The organism is Limosilactobacillus albertensis (assembly GCF_014145555.1).
GTDB lineage: Bacteria > Bacillota > Bacilli > Lactobacillales > Lactobacillaceae > Limosilactobacillus > Limosilactobacillus albertensis.
The window spans coordinates 45545-67042 of record NZ_JACIVD010000065.1 but is presented as its reverse complement, the minus strand read 5'-3'; the positions used below and the strand labels follow the sequence as shown (position 1 = coordinate 67042).

Annotated in this window: 18 protein-coding genes and 1 tRNA gene; 2 read left to right on the top strand and 17 right to left on the bottom strand. The window is 38.9% G+C overall.

The annotated features are described in order from the left end of the window. Nucleotides 1-16: 16 nt before the first annotated feature. Nucleotides 17-91 (bottom strand) — tRNA-Asp (locus H5S41_RS06915). Nucleotides 92-229: 138 nt separating this feature from the next. Between H5S41_RS06915 and mprF the strand changes: the two genes are divergently transcribed. Next, on the top strand, nucleotides 230-2815 hold the full coding sequence (mprF, locus tag H5S41_RS06910) for a bifunctional lysylphosphatidylglycerol flippase/synthetase MprF (protein ID WP_182602806.1): 2586 nt from the start codon (nucleotides 230-232) through the stop codon (nucleotides 2813-2815). Nucleotides 2816-2919: 104 nt separating this feature from the next. On the opposite strand, the gene H5S41_RS06905 is transcribed toward mprF, so the two are convergent. The 13 genes from H5S41_RS06905 to H5S41_RS06845 all read right to left on the bottom strand — a co-directional run bounded on the left by H5S41_RS06905 (nucleotide 2920) and on the right by H5S41_RS06845 (nucleotide 16507). Next, nucleotides 2920-3492: a DJ-1 family glyoxalase III gene (locus H5S41_RS06905; RefSeq protein WP_182602805.1), complete on the bottom strand. Its 573-nt coding sequence runs from the start codon at nucleotides 3490-3492 to the stop codon at nucleotides 2920-2922. 12 nt (nucleotides 3493-3504) lie between these two features. Further along, on the bottom strand, nucleotides 3505-4491 hold the full coding sequence (locus H5S41_RS06900; RefSeq protein WP_182602804.1) for an alpha/beta hydrolase fold domain-containing protein: 987 nt from the start codon (nucleotides 4489-4491) through the stop codon (nucleotides 3505-3507). Nucleotides 4492-4542: 51 nt separating this feature from the next. After that, on the bottom strand, nucleotides 4543-6051 hold the full coding sequence (locus H5S41_RS06895; protein WP_182602803.1) for an MFS transporter: 1509 nt from the start codon (nucleotides 6049-6051) through the stop codon (nucleotides 4543-4545). Nucleotides 6052-6177: 126 nt separating this feature from the next. After that, nucleotides 6178-6831 (bottom strand): uracil-DNA glycosylase, encoded by a 654-nt coding sequence (locus H5S41_RS06890; protein WP_182597700.1) that lies wholly within the window; start codon nucleotides 6829-6831, stop codon nucleotides 6178-6180. A gap of 15 nt (nucleotides 6832-6846) precedes the next feature. Then, a complete protein-coding gene (locus tag H5S41_RS06885) occupies nucleotides 6847-8214 on the bottom strand; it encodes a threonine/serine exporter family protein (protein WP_182602802.1) in 1368 nt (455 codons plus the stop codon). A 53-nt stretch (nucleotides 8215-8267) separates the two neighbouring features. After that, nucleotides 8268-9155 (bottom strand): LysR family transcriptional regulator, encoded by an 888-nt coding sequence (locus tag H5S41_RS06880; protein ID WP_182597702.1) that lies wholly within the window; start codon nucleotides 9153-9155, stop codon nucleotides 8268-8270. Nucleotides 9156-9271: 116 nt separating this feature from the next. Beyond that, nucleotides 9272-10060 carry an alpha/beta fold hydrolase gene (locus tag H5S41_RS06875; RefSeq protein ID WP_182602801.1) on the bottom strand — a complete coding sequence of 263 codons (789 nt, stop codon included), beginning with the start codon at nucleotides 10058-10060 and terminating at the stop codon, nucleotides 9272-9274. Continuing rightward, nucleotides 10041-11468, bottom strand: coding sequence for a triphosphoribosyl-dephospho-CoA synthase CitG (gene citG / locus H5S41_RS06870; RefSeq protein WP_182602800.1), 1428 nt, complete (start codon nucleotides 11466-11468; stop codon nucleotides 10041-10043). The genes H5S41_RS06875 and citG overlap by 20 nt, the downstream gene beginning before the upstream one ends. A 97-nt stretch (nucleotides 11469-11565) precedes the next feature. Continuing rightward, nucleotides 11566-13104 (bottom strand): citrate lyase subunit alpha, encoded by a 1539-nt coding sequence (gene citF / locus H5S41_RS06865; protein ID WP_182602799.1) that lies wholly within the window; start codon nucleotides 13102-13104, stop codon nucleotides 11566-11568. Next, a complete protein-coding gene (citE, locus tag H5S41_RS06860) occupies nucleotides 13094-13999 on the bottom strand; it encodes a citrate (pro-3S)-lyase subunit beta (RefSeq protein WP_182602798.1) in 906 nt (301 codons plus the stop codon). Before citE ends, citF begins: the two co-directional genes overlap by 11 nt. A 2-nt stretch (nucleotides 14000-14001) precedes the next feature. After that, complete coding sequence (citD, locus tag H5S41_RS06855) at nucleotides 14002-14295, bottom strand: citrate lyase acyl carrier protein (RefSeq protein ID WP_153709882.1); 294 nt, start codon at nucleotides 14293-14295, stop codon at nucleotides 14002-14004. Then, nucleotides 14295-15338 (bottom strand): [citrate (pro-3S)-lyase] ligase, encoded by a 1044-nt coding sequence (gene citC / locus H5S41_RS06850; RefSeq protein WP_182602797.1) that lies wholly within the window; start codon nucleotides 15336-15338, stop codon nucleotides 14295-14297. The genes citD and citC overlap by 1 nt, the downstream gene beginning before the upstream one ends. Before the next feature lie 11 nt (nucleotides 15339-15349). Beyond that, the gene (locus H5S41_RS06845; protein ID WP_182602796.1) at nucleotides 15350-16507 is read right to left on the bottom strand and encodes an NAD(P)-dependent malic enzyme; all 1158 of its coding nucleotides are present in this window, start codon (nucleotides 16505-16507) and stop codon (nucleotides 15350-15352) included. Between the two features lie 138 nt (nucleotides 16508-16645). On the opposite strand from H5S41_RS06845, the gene H5S41_RS06840 reads away from it, so the two are divergent. Continuing rightward, on the top strand, nucleotides 16646-17587 hold the full coding sequence (locus H5S41_RS06840; protein WP_182597708.1) for a sugar-binding transcriptional regulator: 942 nt from the start codon (nucleotides 16646-16648) through the stop codon (nucleotides 17585-17587). Nucleotides 17588-17624: 37 nt separating this feature from the next. Here H5S41_RS06840 and H5S41_RS06835 read toward each other — a convergent pair whose 3' ends face one another. The 3 genes from H5S41_RS06835 to H5S41_RS06825 all read right to left on the bottom strand — a co-directional run bounded on the left by H5S41_RS06835 (nucleotide 17625) and on the right by H5S41_RS06825 (nucleotide 21461). After that, nucleotides 17625-19043: an anion permease gene (locus tag H5S41_RS06835; RefSeq protein ID WP_163705264.1), complete on the bottom strand. Its 1419-nt coding sequence runs from the start codon at nucleotides 19041-19043 to the stop codon at nucleotides 17625-17627. Nucleotides 19044-19067: 24 nt separating this feature from the next. Beyond that, the gene (locus H5S41_RS06830) at nucleotides 19068-20003 is read right to left on the bottom strand and encodes an L-lactate dehydrogenase (RefSeq protein WP_182602795.1); all 936 of its coding nucleotides are present in this window, start codon (nucleotides 20001-20003) and stop codon (nucleotides 19068-19070) included. A gap of 63 nt (nucleotides 20004-20066) precedes the next feature. After that, entirely contained in the window at nucleotides 20067-21461 is a 1395-nt protein-coding gene (locus tag H5S41_RS06825; RefSeq protein ID WP_182602794.1) for a flavocytochrome c, read from the bottom strand. Nucleotides 21462-21498 lie beyond the last annotated feature (37 nt).

Sequence of the window (21498 nt, the reverse complement as noted above, 5' to 3'; positions counted from 1 at the left end):
GCTCTCCTAATTATGACGGTCCGTACGAGACTCGAACTCGTGATCTCATCCGTGACAGGGATGCGTCCTAAACCAACTAGACCAACGGACCATTTGACAACAAATAAAAGTATACGAAACTTTTTAATATTAGTCAACATCTTTTTTTAATTATTTTACTTTTTATTTTTCCAATGTATACCCATAGTTTATAATGAGAGTACTAGCTATTATTAAGGAGGAGTTTTTAATGCAACAGTTGGGCAAACGCCTATTAAACTGGTGGTCAAAATATTCAAAATTTATAAAAGTAGTATTTGTGACCTCGGTTTTAATCTTCGTCATTCTTGCCCTTGGTAGTTTCTTTAAGACAGTCAAATGGCATGAAGTTGGCGTCGGATTAGCAAATCTTTCATGGGAAAACATCATTTTCCTATTAATTACCGGATGTATCGCCGTTATTCCAATGCTAGGCTATGACTTTGCAATCACCCGTTTATTACCCGGGAAATTTAAGAAATTATACATTATTAGATGTGGTTGGATAACTAATACTTTAACTAATGTTGCAGGCTTTGGCGGAATTCTTGGCTCCACATTACGAGCTTACTTCTACCGAAAAAATGCAACGAAAAAGGAAATTCTTCTTGCTATCTCTAAGATTGCCGTCTTTTTGCTTTCTGGTTTATCTGTTCTTTGCTGGGTAGCGTTAATCATTATGTTTGTATTTCATGACGGTGGACACTTTAACCAATATGCGCTTTGGCTTGTCGGCGGTGGGCTCTATTTCCCGATTGTTTTCTATTTTACTGTTATTCATAATAATAAATTATTTAAGGATGTTACCCCTAAAATAGGGTCTTTCCTCGTTGCCAGTTCAACCTGTGAATGGTTATTTGTCGCCCTATTCTTCTTATTAGTAGGTTGGTGCTTAGGGATTCGTCATAACTTAATTAGCGTATTACCATTATACGTCGTTGCACAGGTTTTAGGGGTCCTTTCAATGATTCCAGGGGCGCTTGGCTCATTCGACCTGTTAATGATGCTTGAACTGTCATTGCTTGGCGTTCCCCAGGCAACCGCTGTTATTTGGTTATTGTTATTCCGTATTTTCTACTATATTGTCCCATTATTTATTGCCGGAATCATGTTTTTGCATTCTCTTGCATCACAAGTCAACCAATTTTTTGATGGCTTGCCGTTATTAATGGTTCGGAAGACCGCCTACTTTTTAATTACAACATTTATGTATGTCTCTGGTATTTTAATGCTAATCACAGCATCAATTCCAGATATTACCGCACAGAATAAAATTATTGCACGCCTCTATCCTTATACGTTCTTCTTCTTGCATCAACTAACAACAGTCCTTTTCGCACTAGCAATGCTTGCCTGCGCTCGGGGATTACAGTCAAAAGTAAAAAAAGCTTATCTCCCAACATTAATCTTATTAGTGATTGGAATTGCAAATACTATCTGGAACCTTGGCACGCTCAGTCTAACAATTTACCTAATTATTGTCCTGGTTCTTGTGCTATTATCTCGTCACGTCCTTTACCGTAAAAAACTGGAATATTCAATCGGTAAGTTTGCCATTGATAGTCTTATTTTTGCCGGTGCTTGTATTTTATACGTGATTGTCGGTGTCATTAACGCCCCGCAGTACTCAAGTAAGCACCATATTCCCGACTTCCTTTTCTTTCCTGGAGAAAAGATCTGGGTGTCTGGACTATTCGGATTAATTCTTGGCCTCTTGTTAATTTTCTTCATCCTTCGTTACTTTATGGCCGGGACAGATCCATTTAACATGCCAATTGTCTTCAATGCAGACCGTGTCCGTAATGTAATCAAAGAATATGGCGGCAATGAAACTAGTCACCTTGCATTTCTCAAAGACAAAGCTATTTATTATTACAGTGTAGATGATCACGATCAGCTATTCTTTATGTATCGGCGCAAATATGACCGGTTAGTAGTCATGGGAGATCCCGTTGGTGACAAAGCTAGTTGGCGACCGGCATTACGGCAATTTGTCCGCGAGGCAGATAACTATGGCTATCAATTAGTATTTTATGAAGTATCTAGTGATATGACCATGCTCCTACATGAATTTGGGTTTGATTTTATTAAGACTGGAGAAACAGGGTTAGTTAAACTTGCCGATTTTACACTTGCAGGTAAACGGCAACGATCACAACGAGCCTTAATGCATAAATTTGACCGCGAAGGATATACTTTTTCTGTAGAAGAACCACCATTTAGTAAAGAACAGTTAGCAGAAATGAAAAAAGTTTCAGATAGCTGGCTTGGTAATGAGGTTGAAAAAGGATTCTCGCTCGGTTTCTTTGATTCGTATTATATCAATCAAGCGCCAGTAGGGGTTGTCCGCAATAAAGACGGAAAAATGGTTGCTTTTGCGACTTTCATGCCAACAGGTGGTAAAGAAATTCTTACAATTGATCTTATGCGTCATAGTAAAGATGCACCATCCGGAATCATGGATAAAATTTTTATCAGCATGTTCCAATATGGTCAAGAAAATGGATATACTTACTTTGATTTAGGGATGGCACCCCTTTCTAACGTTGGAGAATATCAATTTAGTTTTATTGAAGAAAAAGCTGCCCACTTTATTTACGAATACGGATATCACTTGTACGGTTTCCAAGGACTGCGACGATATAAAGATAAATATGCTACAGCTTGGTACTCTCGCTATACTGTCTTCCGTAAAAAGAATTCAATTATTGCAACAATGATGATTTTAGTCAGTGTTGTTAACCAACGTGTTGATCAGCAAAACCACCGTTCAATTTTCTGGTGGATTGCTAAATAAAGAAAGATTCGTAAAAACAAAATCAAGGCCTCTAAAGTTCAACTTTGCCGAACTTTAGAGGCCTATTTTATAAGCTGGGGCTTATCTCCCAGCCCCCACATTTATTATTTTTGATCCATCAAATAATCATAAAGCATCTCGTGCTTAATCTTATCAGTATTATAACCTAGTACTTCCGCAATTTGATAAGCAAAAGCTAGGGCAGTTGCTGGACCGCGACTCGTAATGATTTTCCCATCATTATCCACAACCGTAATGTCTTCTTTAAACGTTGCAGTTGGGGCAACCTTAGCAATTTCCTCATTAATACCTGGAAAGCAAGTATAACAATGGTCATTAAGCAAGCCATAACGTGCTAATGCGATCGGCGCAGCACACATTGCAGCATCCCACTTATTTTCTGCATTTCGTTTTTGCATTAATTTCATCAACTGGTCATTATCACGAAGTCTCTGAGCACCGCCACGACCACCGGGGAATGCAACTACATCATAATCAAGCAAGCTATCGTCCATTACCTCGTCACACGTTAATTCAATATTATGGGCACCCGGCACATGGAGATCTTCTAAGCCAACCATAGTTGTATCAATCCCCATCCGTCTAAGAACATCAACAATCGTTAATCCTTCAACTTCTTCACAACCCGGTGCAAACATAACAGCAACTTTTGCCAAAATATCACCCCATTAATTATTAATTGTCGCAACTACCCGTTTCATTACAAGTTTAGATTCTGGAATTTGATAAAGGGGATAGCTGTGGAATAGCCCGCGTCCAGCACAAAATTTAACCACAACTCCGGCTTCCCGCAACTTCTGAACAAATAACGCGGTGTCAGGATACAAAATTTCTTTTGTCCCAACAAATATCATTACATCGCGTAATTGCTCAAAGTTTCCGTATAACGGACTTAACCGGTAATCACGGTGGTCAGTGTTGCCAGCCCACATTGTACCGATTTTTCGTAGGCCGCTCACTGCTAGTGTAACATCATTTTCTTCATATTTACTAATAAGAGGGTTGCCTAAATCAAGATCAAGCCATGGTGAAAATAAAATAAGGTGTCCAGGTTGTGGCAACCCTTTTTTACCAAGGTACTCACAAAAACCAGTTGCCAAACCACCACCAGCGGAATCACCCATAATTGTAATTTGACTAGCAGGAACCAAATTATAAATCTCATTATATAAAGCAGCGATTTCCTGGTAGGCTTGCCGATATGTTGCTTGCGGTATTAGCGAATAAAGCGGAACATAGATCTTTGCTCCACTCTCCACCGCTAATCGATTTAAATATTGCCAGTGAGTCTTATCGGGTCGTTGAACATAAGCACCACCAGTAATATACATAATCACTCGCTGATTCTCACTATGGTTATTTAAAATATAAGTGACCAATCCCTCTTTTTCCTGACGTTTAATGTTGACAGACAGTGAAACCGCGGGAAGCTGATAATCGGCATCATTATCAATCCATGCATTGCTAATCATTGCATTGAATTTATTATTCTCAGCTAAATCATTTTTAAATCCACTTAACTGAATACCCATCTCAACAAGAGTCGCCTTATTCGACCGATGTGCACCGCACCGCCGCAACTCGCGTAAACTATTTTCAAGATTAGCAGCTAACCGGCTAGCAATTTGAGCATTAATCTTTTTCATCTTCTCCACGGAAATTGCCTCTCCTCATTTACAAAAATCTCACTACTATCCTATCATGATTTAAGACTCAGTTTCCTTAAAATTACTTAAAGGCGCTACCGTTTGTTGACGGCGATGATTTCGCCATCCTAAAGAAATAACTAGCGCCAAAGCAATAACAATTAAAATAACGGCCGCAATGATGATATCTCGATAACCAGTATAAAGAATTTTTCTCATCATTGGCAATAATGATTCTGGCAAAGAATCAGCTGTTTTCGCATTCGATAATTTATTAAGCATTCTAAGCGTAATCCCATGATGTTCTTGAACTCCCCGAAATAATTCCTGATTAAGGATAACACCATAAACAGCAGACATAAGGGTTTGACTAAGGATCCGTAAAAGATAGCCCAAAGATGTTGCAATTGGTACATCACGCAATTCTGCATCTGTTTGAACATTGATTTGAAGGATATTAAAAACAAGGCCAACACCAAAACCTTCAAACGCTCCCATCAGTAAGAGCAGCCAAAATGGTGATTTCTGTCCGCCAATCATAATTCCAAGGTAAGCAATAAAAATTGATGCCGCTCCGCAAGTAACGATCCAGTATTTACCCCAGCGTTCCTGAAGGACAGGGACAAGTTCAGAACCGATAAAATTAGTCACAGCTCCGGGAATTTGAGTCATCCCCCCGAGCAATGCGCTCAATCCCAATATTCCCTGTGCCCACATTGGAATATAAGTAACAAAGGCAATAAATGATCCCCAAATAATTACGAATAATGTAAAATCAACTACTAATTCATGATTCCTAAAAAGACGACTGGGGACAATGGGGTCAACTGCCTTGCTATCGACTCTTGCCATCCAGAACAAGAGGAGCATTCCAATAACCAATAGTGCTGCAACGATTAATCCAGATGCTGAACCAATCAACTGAACAGCAACTAAGATCATTACCAAACTGACAACCAATAGGGTAGCTCCTAAGTAATCCACTGGTTTTCCCGCAGCTTGTTTTTTCACATTCTTGTAGAATAAACTGACGATGGTAATCGCAATTAACGCAATCGGAACATTAACGTAAAATACCCAGTGCCAACTTAACGCATCGACAATCCAGCCACCTAGTAGCGGACCGATAATCGATGCCGTCCCAAAACATGCACTAGCAATTCCTAATACTTGCGCACGTTTTTTCAAGTTGTCATATAATTCGGCAAAAACAATAAACGGAATGGTATTCATTCCACCGGCACCAATCCCCATGATCGTTCGGGCAATAATAAACCATAAAATATTAGGAGCAAGACCCTGAAAGATAGCACCAACTAGAAACATCGAAGTTGCAGTAATATAAGCTTGCTTATTTCCTTTATGCTCACCAAATTTACTCCATAATGGCGTAGCAACTGCCATCCCTAAAAGGAAAGTTGCAATAATCCATCCCATATACTGGAGGCCGTGTAAATCACTGGTAATAGCTGGCAACGCAGTGTTAACAATAGTACCGTCCATTCCTGCCATAATATTTGATAGAAGTAACGCACCTGTAACAATCGTTCGCCGTTGTTGCAATTCCACTTTCTCATCTCCCTTAATTTTTACGTACTAAAGAGGATGGGACAAAGCTTTAATGTGCATTATCCCATCCTCTTTGATTAGAAACTGTTTCCCATTATACGACCTTTATCGCTAAAAGTATAATGGTTATTTTTTTAATATTTTAATTTCTCGACCTAACTTTTGCCAATCATCTTTAATCGTTGGTTCCAATCGTCGTGCATAAAGTACTGCGGCTGGATGATACATCGGCATAATCCAATACTTTGTCGGTGACATCTGATATCCATCGTGGTTTGCATTAGCTTGTTGTATTTTCTGGTGAAGCAATTGGCCATGAAGTTCACCAATATTAGCATTACGGCCCAACAAACGTTGAAGTGCTGTATTGCCAAGGGGCACAATCAGTCGCGGCTTGACGGTTGCCAGCTCCCAATCAAACAGCGGCGCAAATGCAAGTACTTCCTTTTTGGTGGGCGTTCTGTTAGGGTGTTTCTCGATTAATTCACCAGTCTTTTTATCCTTAACTTTCTTAATGCTATAAGGGCGCTGGCGGACAACACTAGTAATGTAAACTGTTGAGCGTGAGTACCCAATTGATTCAATGAAACCCATTAATTCCTGACCAGAAGCGCCTGAAAAGGGAATATTTACTTTTTCTTCATGACGTCCCGGTGCCTCTCCTACTAACATTAGGTCTGGGTTAATCGGCCCCTGACCAGGAGTAAATCCTGTTAGCTGACAACCTGCAGTTTTTGCTTTTACCTCTGCTAGCAATTGTGGTGGATATTCAGCAATCATATCACTATCAATCTCCTATCCATTATGCCGCCATTTAGAATCAGTAAGAATACGTGCCGCAATTAATCCTAATGGTAAGAACACGATAATTAATAAGGCTTTTGTCATCCATAATGTTCCCACACTAATTGAAGTTAGTCCAATATTATACATTGCTCGATACATGTATAATCCCGGAACCATGATAACAATTGATGGGACGGTGATCGAAATTTGTGGGTATTGGATCTTTCGTTTAACAATTGATGCTAACAGACCAGCTACAAACGCACCGATAAATGCTGCAGCTCCTGCTGGAATCCCCGTCAAATCTGTCAATTCCAACCTTAACGTATTAGCAACCGCACCAATAATTCCTGCGATTGCCGCCATTTTAGGCGTACTATTAAACATGATTGAAAAGCCGAAGACCCCACAAAAACTTGCCGGTAACCGCAATAAGAACATTGTTAATGCGGAGAGCGGAAGAACAGCAAAATTTTCTGGTCGCAGATTAACCATCAATGCTACAATCCACCCGACTAATGTAGCAACAGTTATAATCGCTACGGCATACATCATTCGCTCAAGTCCAGACCGCATATCAAGTTTAGAAATATCTAGCCCGCTAGTAATGAATGGGAATCCAGGAATGATAAATAGCATTGCACCGATATAACCTGCTTCATGCCGCGAGCTAACGTTGAAGGCTAACTGCATTAAGCTTAAAGCAAGCAAATATGAAAGACATGCAACTGCTACCGCAACGGCAACACAGGCAAATAAAGTAATATGACGATCAATTAATTTTCGCCGAACATAATTACCTAATCCAGCACCAATAAAACTACAAAACATTTCCACCGGACCGCCGCCTAGCAAAAAAACAAAGGCACTACATGCAAGAGCCGCCGCTAATCCCACTTGATAAGGAGCATAGTTTCCCTTAGATTGGGCGATTTCTTCTAGCTGAGCATGAATTTCACCGATTGTCATCTCACTTCCATGCTTATCAAACTTTTTTATAAATCGTTCCATTCGCGCAAGTTTAGTAGTATTAACACTCGTACTTGGCAAAGAAATCGCATGAGTATAGCTATGATGCGCGTCCATACAGGTATATTCAAGGGAAACCAGCCCAATATCAACAGAGCAAGTCATCTTTAATGTCCGTGCGACTGTATTCATCGAGTCACGTACCCGCCATGCCCCGGTACCATATGAAAGCATCATTAACCCAATCCGCCCGACAATCGCTGCACGTTCTACTAAGTTTGCTTCATATGCGGGGGTAAAATTATCATTTGTGAAAAAATCATGCCATGGAATCGCCATATGATGTTTTTCTGACAAATGTTCAGCCGGCTCAAATGTATCCGTTGCCGTCTCTTTATCCTTACTCAAAACCATCAAGCTCCTTCATCAATTCTCTTAACTATTTAATTATACGGCGTTTGTCAAGCAGTCGGTGTAATTTCTTCTAACTGCGAAATTAACTGTTGCTCATCCTTACTTAAAATATAGTCTTCACGAGTGGCAATTGAAATATAAAATTTTTCTGGAATTGGATCTTCAATATCCAGGGCAACAATCCCCGGTTCGTCTTTTACTGCATCTTTTACCATTAAACTAATTCCCTTATTTTGGCGAACTAATTCTTTAATCCAAGAAATATTTGGAACCTTATAAACAGCTGTTCGCGGATTGATTTGGGCATAAGTAGAATAGGCTTGAAAGGCGGCCTTATGTACATATTGCTGGTCATAGTTAATAAACAGCTCATCAGTTAAGTCCCGAAAACTAACTGCCTTTTTCTTAGCAAGCGGGTGCTGTTCGCTCACGATTATACTAAATGGTCTAGTTGTTATTAGCTGAGCAAAAACTCCTGCTTGGTTGATCGGCGCAATTGAACCCAGCATTGCAATATCAATTTTTCCTGCTTGTAATTCAGCTAATAAATCATGCGAACCAACAGAAACTATTTTGATCCGTTGTAAAAGCTGTTTCGAAAGATTACCAATTATATGCGAAATATACATTTTACCGATTATTGGCGGCAAGCCGAATTTTATTTGTTGTTGATCAGCACGAGCAATTTCTTGATGCGCAATATCAATTTTTTTATTAATGGCAATTGCTTTTTTATACAATAGGTGACCGCTTCGAGTAATCATTTCATCCCGATGAACCCGATCTTTGCGTACCAAATTCGTGTCAAATTCTTGTTCAAGCCGACGAATTGCTTGGGTAATGCTGGGCTGGGAAACATTAAAGTACTTTGCTACTTGAGTATAATTTTTTAATTTAACTAACATAACAAAGTATTGTAAATCTCGAGTATTCATCGTCTTTACCCTTTCTGTATTTAAATAACATCTTTATATTACGTCAACTTATGAATGAACACAAAATAATGTTCGTAAAAATAGGCGGTAATATAAAACCCTATTACCTAAATAAATTAATGTTCTTGTAAGTACTTATCCATTATTTCATTAAATTTTTTTGCCTGTTCAGCCATAATTACGTGACCGCTTTGATCAACGGCTTGGTGCGTTATAAATTCTGGATTAGCATCCCTCATTACATCCGCAAATGATCCGTTAAAATACGGACTTTGATTGGCAGTCACCAATAACGTCGCTACATGAGTATTCATTAATGTTGATCGCCAATCCCGCTTAGCATGGTCATACAGTAACGGCAAATTTTCCGCGCGAACGAATGGAAACATTTCTTTTTCTGGTGCGAGTTTTGATATTACCTGCGCTGGTACGCCATTTAATGTTTCACGAACATTGCCATGCTCCCTTAACTTTAACTTATATGATGCCCTTGTAACATCCATATACCCATATTGCCATTGAGCCGTGTTAAGCATTTTAGGCGATTGATCAATTGAGATCACACCCCTTACAGGAAAATCAGGATAAAAATTTAAGAAACCATAGATGACTGCCGCGCCCATTGAATGACCAATCAAAAACGGATTTTCTATTTGTAAAAACATTATCAATTCATATAAGTCTTTGATCAGCGGCTTAATAGTTGTTAAGTTTTGATCCCTGCCTGATGCACCATGGTTTCGCTGGTCATATGTAATTACCTGATAACCTTGTCTGATTAAGTTTTCAATCTGCAAGCACCATATTTGTTGATAACCGCCAAAACCATGAATTAACACTACCGGTTTTCCAGTACCATAAACATAATAGTTGATCCGCACTCCATCACTTGTCTTGAAATTCATTAGGCAGACCTTCCTTTACTAAACCTAAAAAGATAGTCACAATTAACAAATCAGCTGTTCCACCAAGGCTTAAATTGCGTTGACTAAATTCCTTTTCAATTTCAATTAACTTTTGGCGCCCCGCATTAGTCGAAATACCGCCCATTGCTAAACACTCACTGATTTCTTGATTTTTCCATTCTTGAATTGATGGAGTTCCAGCACGCTTAATTAAAGTAGAATCTTCAATGTGCATGGCTAGTTCTAGGAAAGTTGTTAAGATGCGGCTATTCCAACTACCCGTTGACGCTAGTAAAGCTGGCAGTCCATTCATAAATACGGTTGGATAGCCTGCATGTGCCTCACCACGGATTCCAGATAGTCCATATTCTAAATATTGTTTTTCGCCGGCCGTCAAATGTTTTTTTGCTTTAAGATGCTTTAAATCATCATCAATTAAGTTTACCATCATTTGCTTAATTACCGCCTGGATATCCTCTGCATCAAATCTTTTAACGCGTTGCAAACTATACCCTGTTGCTGCAACAAATACTCCTAAAGAAAAGACTGCTCCCTTATGAGTATTAATATTATTTGTAGCAGTAAACATTGCTTTTTCAGCCTTTTTACCGTATTCTCGTAATTCTTCAAATATCAAGGATAAATTAGTTGAACGGCTCATTGTCCCTAATAATGCCGCTTGGTGGAGATATTTTTGCAAACTAGCCGAACTATTGATAAAGGTAAAGATGTCCATGTCTAAATGCGCTCCATGTTCAACCGGATCAACTAACCCCGGTTTAGGCCAAGCAGAGGCCTCATACAAAAGAGCTTGTTGAGCAAGTCGTGTTAGCCAATTAGCCATTTTCGTTTTTTGATTATATGATAATTCCGCGCAAACCAACAAACTAACCTTTTTTTGCAATTCTTCAACCGTGTGACGCCGCGAACGCCCACACTCCTTAGCAGGACGTCCACATATTAAGCATTTTCGCGGTGGCTGGCTTGCATCTGCCCTCGAAAGTGTTTGAATTTTACCATTACTATTAGTTAGTACATCTAAATCAAATAGACGAAAGCTTGGTTTCATTTCCTCAAATTGGCTAGTAATGCTCTTAAGCTTAGCAGCATCTTCTTCAATAAGATAAAACCGTTCAGGCCCTGTCATTTTTTCTAGCCACTCATCCTTAATGACAAAATTAACACCAGTAGTTAGTAATTTACTTTCAAAAGCATCTAGTCCAGTCACAAAAAATTCTTGTATTTTTTTATTATTTTTTATTGGACCTGGAATATTTAACTTAGCTGCTACAACAGTCATTGATGGATTATCTTTTAATAATTTATTCTGCGTTTCCACACGTTCATCTTTATTTTTTAAAACGGCCAGAATATCTTGATATTGACCATGATCAAAAATAGTTTGCATACTAACTCCTCAAATTAAAAATTCATCATTAATTATAGCAATAATAAGTATAAAAAACGGTACTAGAAAACTCCAGCACCGCAATTCTTATTCATAACTAGTCCTTGATTTGCTTGATTTCATCGATTAAAGTACCATCACGATATTCAACCAGGGCAACTGTTCGATCGGTATATTCGATCTTTTCTGGTTTACCAACAATCTTTTCAGCACGTTGTTGTAATTCTTCAATTGAAACAACAGGAATACTTGGAACTTTCTTAAATGCCTCAATCAAGTCTTTACGAGCAGGGTTTACCGCAACCCCTACTTCAGTAACGACAACGTCAATTGATGAACCAGGTGTCGTTACTGAGTTAACAGCAGGAACAATTGTTGCAATTCGGCCACGAGTTAATGGAGCCGAGATAATTGTCATCTTAGCAGTACCAGCATCCTGGTGACCACCAACAGCACCACGGATTTCACCGTTAGATCCTGTCAACACATTAACATTAAAATCAGTGTCAATTTCCAAGGCAGAAAGGATTGCAACATCTAATTGATCAACCATAGCACCCTTGTTGTCTGGATCAGCGTACCAAGAACCATCGATTTCGATTTGACCCGGATTACTCTTCATACTTGAAGCTGCACCTTTATCAAAATCTTGAACGTCCATTACTTTCTTAACTAATCCTTCTTCCAAGAGTTTAACAATTGGTGAAGTAGTTCCTCCACATGTAAAGGAAGCCGTGATATGGTTATCAATCATTGCTTGACGAAGGAACCGGGTAACAGCCAATGCCGCTCCACCAGTACCGGTTTGGAAAGAGAATCCTTCTTTAAAGTAAGGAGAGTTAACAATTACATCATTAACCATCTTGGCAATTTTTAATTCTTTAGGGTCCTTAGTAAAACGGGTAGCACCACTACCAATCCGGTCTGGATCCCCAACTTTATCAACTTTTACAACATAATCAACTTGTGTTTGTTGAATAGAAGCAGGAGTGTTAGGGTAATCAGCAATTGTATCTGTAATCAAAACTACTTTATCAGCATACTTAGCATCAACAAGTGCATATCCTAAGGAACCTAAAGCGGATTCACCGTTCATCCCGTTTGCGTTCCCCATTCGGTCAGCGTTAGGAACACCAATAAATGCAACATCAATCTTAATATTGCCATTTTCAATTGACCGCGCACGGTTACCATGAGAACGGAAGATAACAGGGTTCTTTAATAGTCCATGAGAAACTGCTTCACCAAGACTTCCCCGCATACCAGAACTAGTGATATTAGTAATCGTACCAGCTTTAATCGCTTCAATTACCTTATCGTTCATTACCCCAGTTAAAGATGATGGGGCCAAAGTTAAATCTTTGTAACCCATTTTAATGATCTTATCCATTACCATATTGAAAACAAAGTCACCGTTTCGGAAATGGTGGTGGAATGAAATCGTCATTCCGTCTTTCAAGTTATTTTTAATTACATCATCTAGTGAGGCAACTAACTTATCATCACCCTTAGTTACACGAACATCATGACCGGTATAGTGAACAACCGGGTGGCCAATTTCGGTGGTTTCAAATGGCTTGTAGTTTGTTGCGTTTAAGATTTCGTCTGAAATTTCACGACCTACTTTATTTTTCAATGTATTCGCCCTCCTCATTGATTAAGTTAGAAGCTTTAGCTAAACGAATGACTCTTTGTGCCCGCAATACGACTGGACGATCAACCATTTGTCCATTCATTGAGATAACACCTGAACCCTTTTGATGAGCTTCTTCAATTGCTGCTTCAACATCCAACGCATTTTCAATTTCTTTCTTTGTTGGCTCATAGATTTTGTTTACCCAATCAATTTGACGAGGGTTAACTAAGGACTTGCCATCAAATCCTAATTCATGAATATGCTCAGTTTCTCGTTTGAATCCTTCAACATCATTCATATTCGTGAAGACCGTATCAAAGGCGGCAATTCCAGCAGCACGTGCAGCATGAAGAATCATGTTTCGTGCAAATTCAAGCTCCGCACCATCTGGATAACGGTGAGTCTTCATATCAGTAGTGTAGTCTTCAGCAGAAAGAGCTAACCCAATCATCCGGTCTGTACTTGCAGCAATTTCTGGAGCATTTAATACCCCTTTAGCACTTTCAATTGCTGCCATTACATGGGTAGTTCCTGGCTTAATACCAAATTTATTCTCAGCTTCTTCAACTACCTTTACAAGATCTAGCATCATTTGTGCAGATTCAACTTTTGGCAACCGCACAACTTGGATTCCAGCCTTCACCATTGCAAAAACATCATTCTTAAAAAATGGTGTATCAATTCCATTAACCCGCACAACTAATTCCGAGTCGCCATAATCCTGTGCTTGAAGAGCTTGGTAAACTAACATCCGAGCAGCGTCTTTTTCTGCCATTGAAACTGAGTCTTCCAAGTCAAACATAATGGAATCAGCACCATAGATACCAGCATCCTTTACCATTCCGGCATTGTTACCTGGAACAAACATCATTGTTCGACGTAAACGTTCTTCCATTATTAAAATACCTCCCAGTCTGGTTGATCAACTGTATCAAGCGCACGTTGGGCAGCAGCCATCGTCCGTGCTTTTATTACGCAATCTAAAGCGCCCTTATCTACAGCTTTCACATTAGCATTATCAATTCCATAAGCAGACAAAGTATCAGTGATTACCTTACGAATTTGATCACCGTAAAGTTTTTCTACTGAGGAATCTAAGTCAATGTTGATACCGTTACTACCTTGGCTCAAGGTAATTTGAATATCGGAAGATTCCAAAGTTCCTGCTAGTGCAGTCTTCTTAATATCCATTATTTAATACTTCCTTCCTTTATCCGAGTTTGAAGCTCAGACCAGTTGTTTTTAATAAATTCGAGCGTTGTATCTGGAACATACTTCTTAACTAACGCAATATTATCATTAGCAATTGCTGCTCGTACCTTCGTTGCTGAAATAATATCTTGATCTTCGGCTTGTTTTCGATCAATAATTTTTACTTCAACATCAGGTGGTAGAACCCGGCTCAATTCTTCATTATATACATCAGTAGTCTTAGAATATGGCTCTTTTCCAAGATAGCGGCTTGTTATATTAAGCGGCTTTGCAATTTGTTCTTTAAAAAGAGTTCCATCAAGGGAAGCCTGAAATCTTCCAACATTTTGGTCATCTTTTAAGAAATACGCTGGAAAGGTAGCATAACTTACCATATATTCTTTTCCTGATACAATTGTTACATTTGGCAAGTCTCTTGTTCCAGCTTTTACTAATTCATAGCGTTCAGCAAATGAAAAGCTCGATACATCCTCACTAACTACAAAAACATATACATGATCATTTTCTTTACCGGCTTTTTCAATTAAAAACCGATGACCTTTTGTAAACGGATTAGCATTCATTACAATTCCAGCTATTTTACTATTATCCTGATCATCAAAATGCGGTAAAGAAGAAATATAATCATGCACATCAGATGTCCCGCTTTCTAAAATAGCTCCCTGATCTACTTTTGCCAGCTCATGAAACCCAACATACTGAAAGCTTTGGCTATATTGCGGTTTTGTAAATACAAACAAATGAAAACGTCCCATCATTGCCGCTTCATTTTCTAATTTGCTAACCAAACTATTAAAAGTTTCACCATGGCCCTGTATCTTGGAACAGATTGCAATATATTTCAACACATTACCAGCAATTGACCCCGTTGCCAGGATTTCGCCATTTTCTTCCCATACAAAAGTTTTATCAATAGAAGCGGTTTCCTTTTCTGAGAAAACCTGAATTTCATTGAACTGTAAAAATTTTTTCCACTTAGTAAAATTACGTTTCAAATGAATGTTGATTTCACGAACCTGCATCGAAAACTCTCCTAGTTGCTATTTTCCTTGCTTGCATAGTGACGAACTGCCTGAGCTACTGTATTAACAACACCATCATCAAATACCCCGGGAACAATTTTTTTAGCTGTTGGGTTAGAAATCATACTTGCTAAGCCAGACGCAATCGCCATTTCAAGACCAAAATCAACTTTATTTAAGCTGGTAGTTAATAATCCCTTGTATAACCCGGGAAATACCAGAATATTATTTACCTGATTTGGATACTGGCTTGAGCCGGTTGCCATCACCGCTACCCCAGCTCTTTCAGCCGCTTGCGGGTCAATTTCTGGACGCGGATTTGCCAAGGCAAAAATAATTGGGTCGTTTGCCATTGTCTTAACCTGTTCTTCGTTTAATACATCAGCATCAGAAAGGCCAATAAATACATCCCTGCCTTCTACAGCTTCGTCCAAGCTGTTATATGGTGTTTGATCGCTGCTTTGCTTTACTAAATCAGTTTGATAATGATTATAATTCTGGCTGTCAGCATGAACAGGTCCATTAATATCAACAAAAGCAATATTTTTAATACCTGCTGCAAAAAGCAAGCGAGCAGTTGCAACACCCGAAGCACCGACCCCGTTAATCACTACTTTTAATTCTTTTAACTCTTTATTTACCACTTTAGCTGCATTAATCAGTGCTGCTAAAACAACAATTGCTGTTCCTTCTTGATCATCATGGTAAACAGGAATATTAACAGCTTTAGATAATTTCTCTTCAATTTCAAAACATCGAGGCGCCTTAATATCTTCTAAATGGAAACCGGCAAATGACTCTTGCATATTTTTTAATGTAGTAACAAACTCATCAACAGGAACTTGCTCAACAGTCAAAGGCAATGCATTAACGTTAGCTAAGTCTTTATATAGCAAAGCCTTACCTTCAACAACAGGAAGCCCACCTGCTGGACCAATATTTCCTAAGCCTAAAACAGCAGATCCGTCTGTTACTAAAGCGATGAGTTTGCCGCTAAGCGTATACTTATCTTTAAGTTCAGGATAGCGCTCAATAAGCTTAGAAATAATTGCAACACCAGGCGTATATGCTTCACCCAATTCTTTACGGTTTTTCACTTTAAATTGAGGTGCAATATTAAGTACTCCCTGGTTTTTAGCATGCATTGAGAGTATTTCTTCATCTTCCATCTACTAAATGCCTCCTCATCTCGTTATTAATATTCTACCATCTTTTTTAAAAAATTAAAATATTTGCTGTATTTTTAAAAATTTTAAAAAATAATGCTATACTTAGAACAGCATTGAACATGAAAGGCATGAAATACAATGGATTCACAACATCAACAATTGCTGGGAAATCTCGCACAGGATTATTACCTAAGTAAAATGGCAATCAGCGATATCTCAAAAAAATATAACCTCAGCCGCTATCTCATTATGAAATACCTCGATGAAGCATTTTCTAGTGGAATTGTTGACATTAATATTCATACTGAATATGATCGAAACGCTCACCTTGAGCATCAATTATCAAAGACCTTTAATATAAAAAACATATACGTTATCAAGGATCCCGATAATCCACTTGATCGTGATAAGATTATTGCCAATTTTGCAGCAACACAAATTCAATCGTTAATAAATGAACACATGGTAATCGGATTATCATGGGGAGAAACAATCTTTACCGTTCTTGATCACTTTAGCAGACAGCCTGCCCAAGATTTGGTATTTACTCAATTTATGGGCGAAAACATGAAATATAAATCTTCCGCCGCTTCAATGAGGATGGTACAAAAAGCGGCTGCTAAATATGATTCACCTTACTATACAATTCCCGGACCGTTATATATTCTTAATGATAATGCTCGAAATGCGCTTTACCAGGAACCAGCATTCACTGAGGCATTTAAGACCGCAAATAATATGGATATGGTTGTCTGTGGCTTAGGAACCCTTCAATCAATTGATAGTATCCCTGCTTGGCATGATAATAAAGCTAAACTCTTTGCTAATGTTAATTTAAATCAAGTCGCTGGAATGGCATTCGGTCGTCCATATGATATTAACGGAAATTTTTTAATCCATCCGACATACGATAAAACATTATCTATTTCCTTAAATAAAATTCTCAATGTTCCAAAGAGAATCGCGATCGTCCAGCGTAAATCAAAGTATCAAGCAGCTCTTGGCGCTCTTCGTGGTAATCTCTTTACTGATATAATCTTGACAGAATCAATTGCCCTTCGGATTGCTAAAGAGTTGTAATAAAAAAAGATCTGGTGCCATACCAGATCTTTTTTTATTACCATAAACCGATAACTTTCATCCAAACAGTTCCTACACCAATAAATACTACTAAGTATAGAAGACCAAGGATAAAGTTCATCCGCCACCAATCAGCCTGTTTTACATAGCCAGTACTAAACAATGCTGAGGCAGGACCATTTGCATAGTGCGTAGTTGAACTATATGCAGCAGCTGTTAATGAAAGAAGCATTGCAGCTAAGAATGGTGGTACTCCTGCTGAGATTGCAACACCAAGGAATCCGCTAAACATTGCAGTAACTTGGGCTGTACCAGAAGCAAAGAGGTAGTGGCTGTAGAAGTAAATTAATACAAGAGCAAGTAAAATTACAAACCAGCTCATTCCACTGAGTGAGTGACTAACTGTCTTTGAGAACCATGGAATAATTCCTAACTTATTTAACTCTCCAGCAAGGAAGATTAGAATTGAGAACCAAATAACAACATTCCATGCACCGGTTTCATTCAATACATCTTTAGTAGTAAGAATACCTGTTAAAAGCATTAATACAACCGCGATAAATGCAACCGTCATCGCATCCATGCCAACAAAGCTTGAAATCATCCAAAGAACAATCGCAATTACAAAGATAGCTAACATGATCTTTTCAGAAAGCTTCATTGGACCCATTTCTGCTAATTGAGTATCAGCTAATTCACGGGCATCAGGTGTTTCCTTGATTTCCGGTGGATACATCTTGTAGATAATCCATGGAACGATTGCTAAAAGAATAACACCTGGAAGTAATGCAGCTAAGAACCATGAAATCCAAGTAATATTAACGCCAAGTTCCTTTGCCAAACCAACAGCAACAATGTTTGGTGCCATCGCGGTCATGAACATAGCACTTGTAATAATGTTTACGTGGAATTCAGTGAATAATAGGTATGAACCCATCTTTCGTTCTGTACCATCTTTTGGTGAAGAATGGAATGTGCTTGATAAGGAATCAATAATTGGTAACACGATACCACTAGCACGGGCTGTGTTAGATGGAGTTGCCGGAGCAGTAACCAGGTCAATTCCCATCAATGCATATCCAAGTCCTAGTGATTTCTTACCGAAGTAGCGAACGAAAAGTAATGCAACACGGTGTCCTAATCCGGTTTTAATAAAACCACGAGCAATTAAGTAAGCCATTGCAATTGTCCATGGAGTACTGTTACCAAAAGCTACAACCGCTTCTTTCATCGGTGCAATTCCTAGTAAAACAGTCAATGTAAAACCAATTAATGCTACACCAGCAATTGGAAGTGGTTGTGTAATACATCCCACAATTGTTGCAATAAATAGTGCTAATAAGTGCCAAGCAACGACACTAATCCCTTCTGGCCGCATTGGAGTACATAGCCAAATAAGGATTCCCACAATTAACGGCCATATAAAGCCCTTATAATTTACCTTTGATAATCCCATTAGTTTCTTTTCTCCCTTAAATAATTAAAGTTCTACGTTATCCAAGACTTCCTTCATCTTAGTAGCAGATAAAGTCAGCTTTTTTAACTCAGCTTCAGAAAAATCGTAGTCAACTACGCGTTCAATACCAGTTCGGTTAATAATTGCCGGCAATCCAAGATAAAGATCCTTTATCCCATATTGACCTGTTAAAGGTACAGATACCGGTAGCATAACATTCCGGTTTTCAATGATTGCTCTTACAATATATGCTAGATATTTTGCAACACCGTAGAAAGTAGCGCCTTTCCCATTAATAATTTCACTGCCTCGAGCCTTTACAGCCTTTTCTAATGCAGCGTAATCTTGATCGGTCAGGTTGGCAACCTCTTTTAACGGCTTACCATTAACCGTTGCTTCATCAAAGGCACCAAATGACGTATCACCATGTTCGCCCAAGATAAAAGCGTCAATTTCATTAACGGGTAAATCCAGCTTTTCAGATAACAAAACATCTAAGCGAGCTGTATCTAAGGATGTCCCGGTACCGATAACACGATGCTTAGGAAATCCAGACAGTTTTTGAGTTAAAGTAGTTAAAATGTCTACTGGATTACTTGAAACAACAAAGATACCGCTAAAGCCGCTTTCAACAATAGGAGTTACAATCGTTGAAAGAATCTTTGCATTTTTGTTAACAAGATCTAGCCTTGTTTCACCTGGCTTACGGGGAACCCCTGCAGTAATCACTACTACGTCAGCATCTGTCGCATCAGAATAGTCCCCTGCATGGATATTTACCGGGCTAGTAAGCGGTGTAATATCTTGTAAATCTAGTGACTCACCAGTCGCCTTATCCTTTTTTAAATCAACAATGACTAGTTCATCGACTTCTTGTGTTGTTTGAAGCAATGAAAAGGCAAAGGATGATCCTACTGCCCCATCACCAACAAGCAAAACTTTATGATGATGCCTTAACATAAGTGTTTCCTCCAATAATAATTAAATAATTGCTCTAGGCGGAAAATTCCACCTATTTTATTCTTACTTCAAACTACGTGCGTATACAGTCACCTGTTGTCCGGCTTGGCGTCCAAAGACAATTGTTTCCGCAATCGAGTTTCCACCGACACGGTTATTGCCATGTAATCCACCAGCAACTTCACCTGCAGCATATAATCCCTTGATTACATCTCCATTACCATCTAACACTTGGGTCTTAGTATTAATATGGATACCACCCATTGTGTAGTGAATAGCAGGTGCAATATGAATTGCGAAGAATCCTGGTTTAGTAATTCCGCGATCCATTCCGGTTGTCCGGTGGAATTCCTTATCATCATGATTTTCAACAGCTTCATTCCAGGTTGCAACAGTCTTCTTTAAGTTTTCTGGGTCCATATTGAGGTTCTTAGCAAGGTCTTCAACTGTGTCACCATGTACTACAAGACCAACCTTGTCATAAAATTCAATTGCCTTAACATGATCACGAATACCCTGGTCAAAAACCAAGTAAGCACTGTGCTCAGGAAGTGAGGTAATTGCGTTAGCACAAATCTTACGAGTATTTAATTCGTTGATGAACCGCTTCCCCTGAGCATTTACCAAAATTGCACCTTCGCCACGAACTGCTTCCCCAATCAGGTAAACATGGGGATTGTCTTGTTGAACCGTTGGGTGAACTTGTACAAGGTCCATTTGCATTAATTCCCCGCCAACACCTTCAGCAAGTTTCAAACCATCACCTGTAGCTCCTGGCTGGTTTGTTGTCTTATAATCAGCGAGGTCTGGGCGGAATCGCTTCATGTATTCCTTAGACGCACCAAATCCACCAGTAGCTAGAATAACCGCTTTGGCATGAATAGTCTTAATAAGTCCATCAGCATTGGCTTCAACACCGATTACCGTACCTTCATCATCTTGCAATAGCTTATTAACTTTAACCTTGTTGAATACTGGAATATTTTCCTTTTGGACAACTTCTAATAAGCTCTTTACCAAGAAACCACCAATCGGCGCCATACTTGCTGGACGGTGAGTACGCTTCCGTGACATTCCACCGGTAATGGTAATATCATCAAGCTTAATACCATGGTCAGCTAACCAGTCGATTGCAGGCGCAGTGTGATATACAAAGTAACCAAGCATATCCTTATCGTTTAAGCGTCCACCATCTTTGTAGGTTTCATGGTAGAAATCAGCCACATTATCAATAACACCGTGTTGCAACTGAACATTGGTTTCAGCAGCGTTCATTCCAGAAGATGCCCGGTTAGTATTACCGCCTAGTTCTTCTTCCTTTTCTAGAACAACTGTCTTCATTCCTAATTCATTTGCTTGAATTGCTGCTGAAAGGCCTGTACCACCAGACCCAATTACAATAACATCATAATCATTATCTAATTTACTTACAGATAATGGTTGAAATTTTTCAGCCATGATATTGTTCTCCTTTATTTATCTTATACCTGTTAAC

What these genes read in the sequence shown, in the direction of transcription:
- H5S41_RS06875 (WP_182602801.1), bottom strand. Translation starts at nt 10,060, where the DNA reads ATGAATTTCAAGACAAGTGATGGAGTGCGGATCAACTATTATGTTTAT.
- mprF (WP_182602806.1), top strand. Translation starts at nt 230, where the DNA reads ATGCAACAGTTGGGCAAACGCCTATTAAACTGGTGGTCAAAATATTCA.
- citE (WP_182602798.1), bottom strand. Translation starts at nt 13,999, where the DNA reads ATGGAAGAACGTTTACGTCGAACAATGATGTTTGTTCCAGGTAACAAT.
- H5S41_RS06845 (WP_182602796.1), bottom strand. Translation starts at nt 16,507, where the DNA reads ATGGAAGATGAAGAAATACTCTCAATGCATGCTAAAAACCAGGGAGTA.
- H5S41_RS06840 (WP_182597708.1), top strand. Translation starts at nt 16,646, where the DNA reads ATGGATTCACAACATCAACAATTGCTGGGAAATCTCGCACAGGATTAT.
- H5S41_RS06890 (WP_182597700.1), bottom strand. Translation starts at nt 6,831, where the DNA reads ATGATTGCTGAATATCCACCACAATTGCTAGCAGAGGTAAAAGCAAAA.
- H5S41_RS06835 (WP_163705264.1), bottom strand. Translation starts at nt 19,043, where the DNA reads ATGGGATTATCAAAGGTAAATTATAAGGGCTTTATATGGCCGTTAATT.
- H5S41_RS06880 (WP_182597702.1), bottom strand. Translation starts at nt 9,155, where the DNA reads ATGAATACTCGAGATTTACAATACTTTGTTATGTTAGTTAAATTAAAA.
- H5S41_RS06830 (WP_182602795.1), bottom strand. Translation starts at nt 20,003, where the DNA reads ATGTTAAGGCATCATCATAAAGTTTTGCTTGTTGGTGATGGGGCAGTA.
- citC (WP_182602797.1), bottom strand. Translation starts at nt 15,338, where the DNA reads ATGCAGGTTCGTGAAATCAACATTCATTTGAAACGTAATTTTACTAAG.
- H5S41_RS06825 (WP_182602794.1), bottom strand. Translation starts at nt 21,461, where the DNA reads ATGGCTGAAAAATTTCAACCATTATCTGTAAGTAAATTAGATAATGAT.
- citD (WP_153709882.1), bottom strand. Translation starts at nt 14,295, where the DNA reads ATGGATATTAAGAAGACTGCACTAGCAGGAACTTTGGAATCTTCCGAT.
- citG (WP_182602800.1), bottom strand. Translation starts at nt 11,468, where the DNA reads ATGCAAACTATTTTTGATCATGGTCAATATCAAGATATTCTGGCCGTT.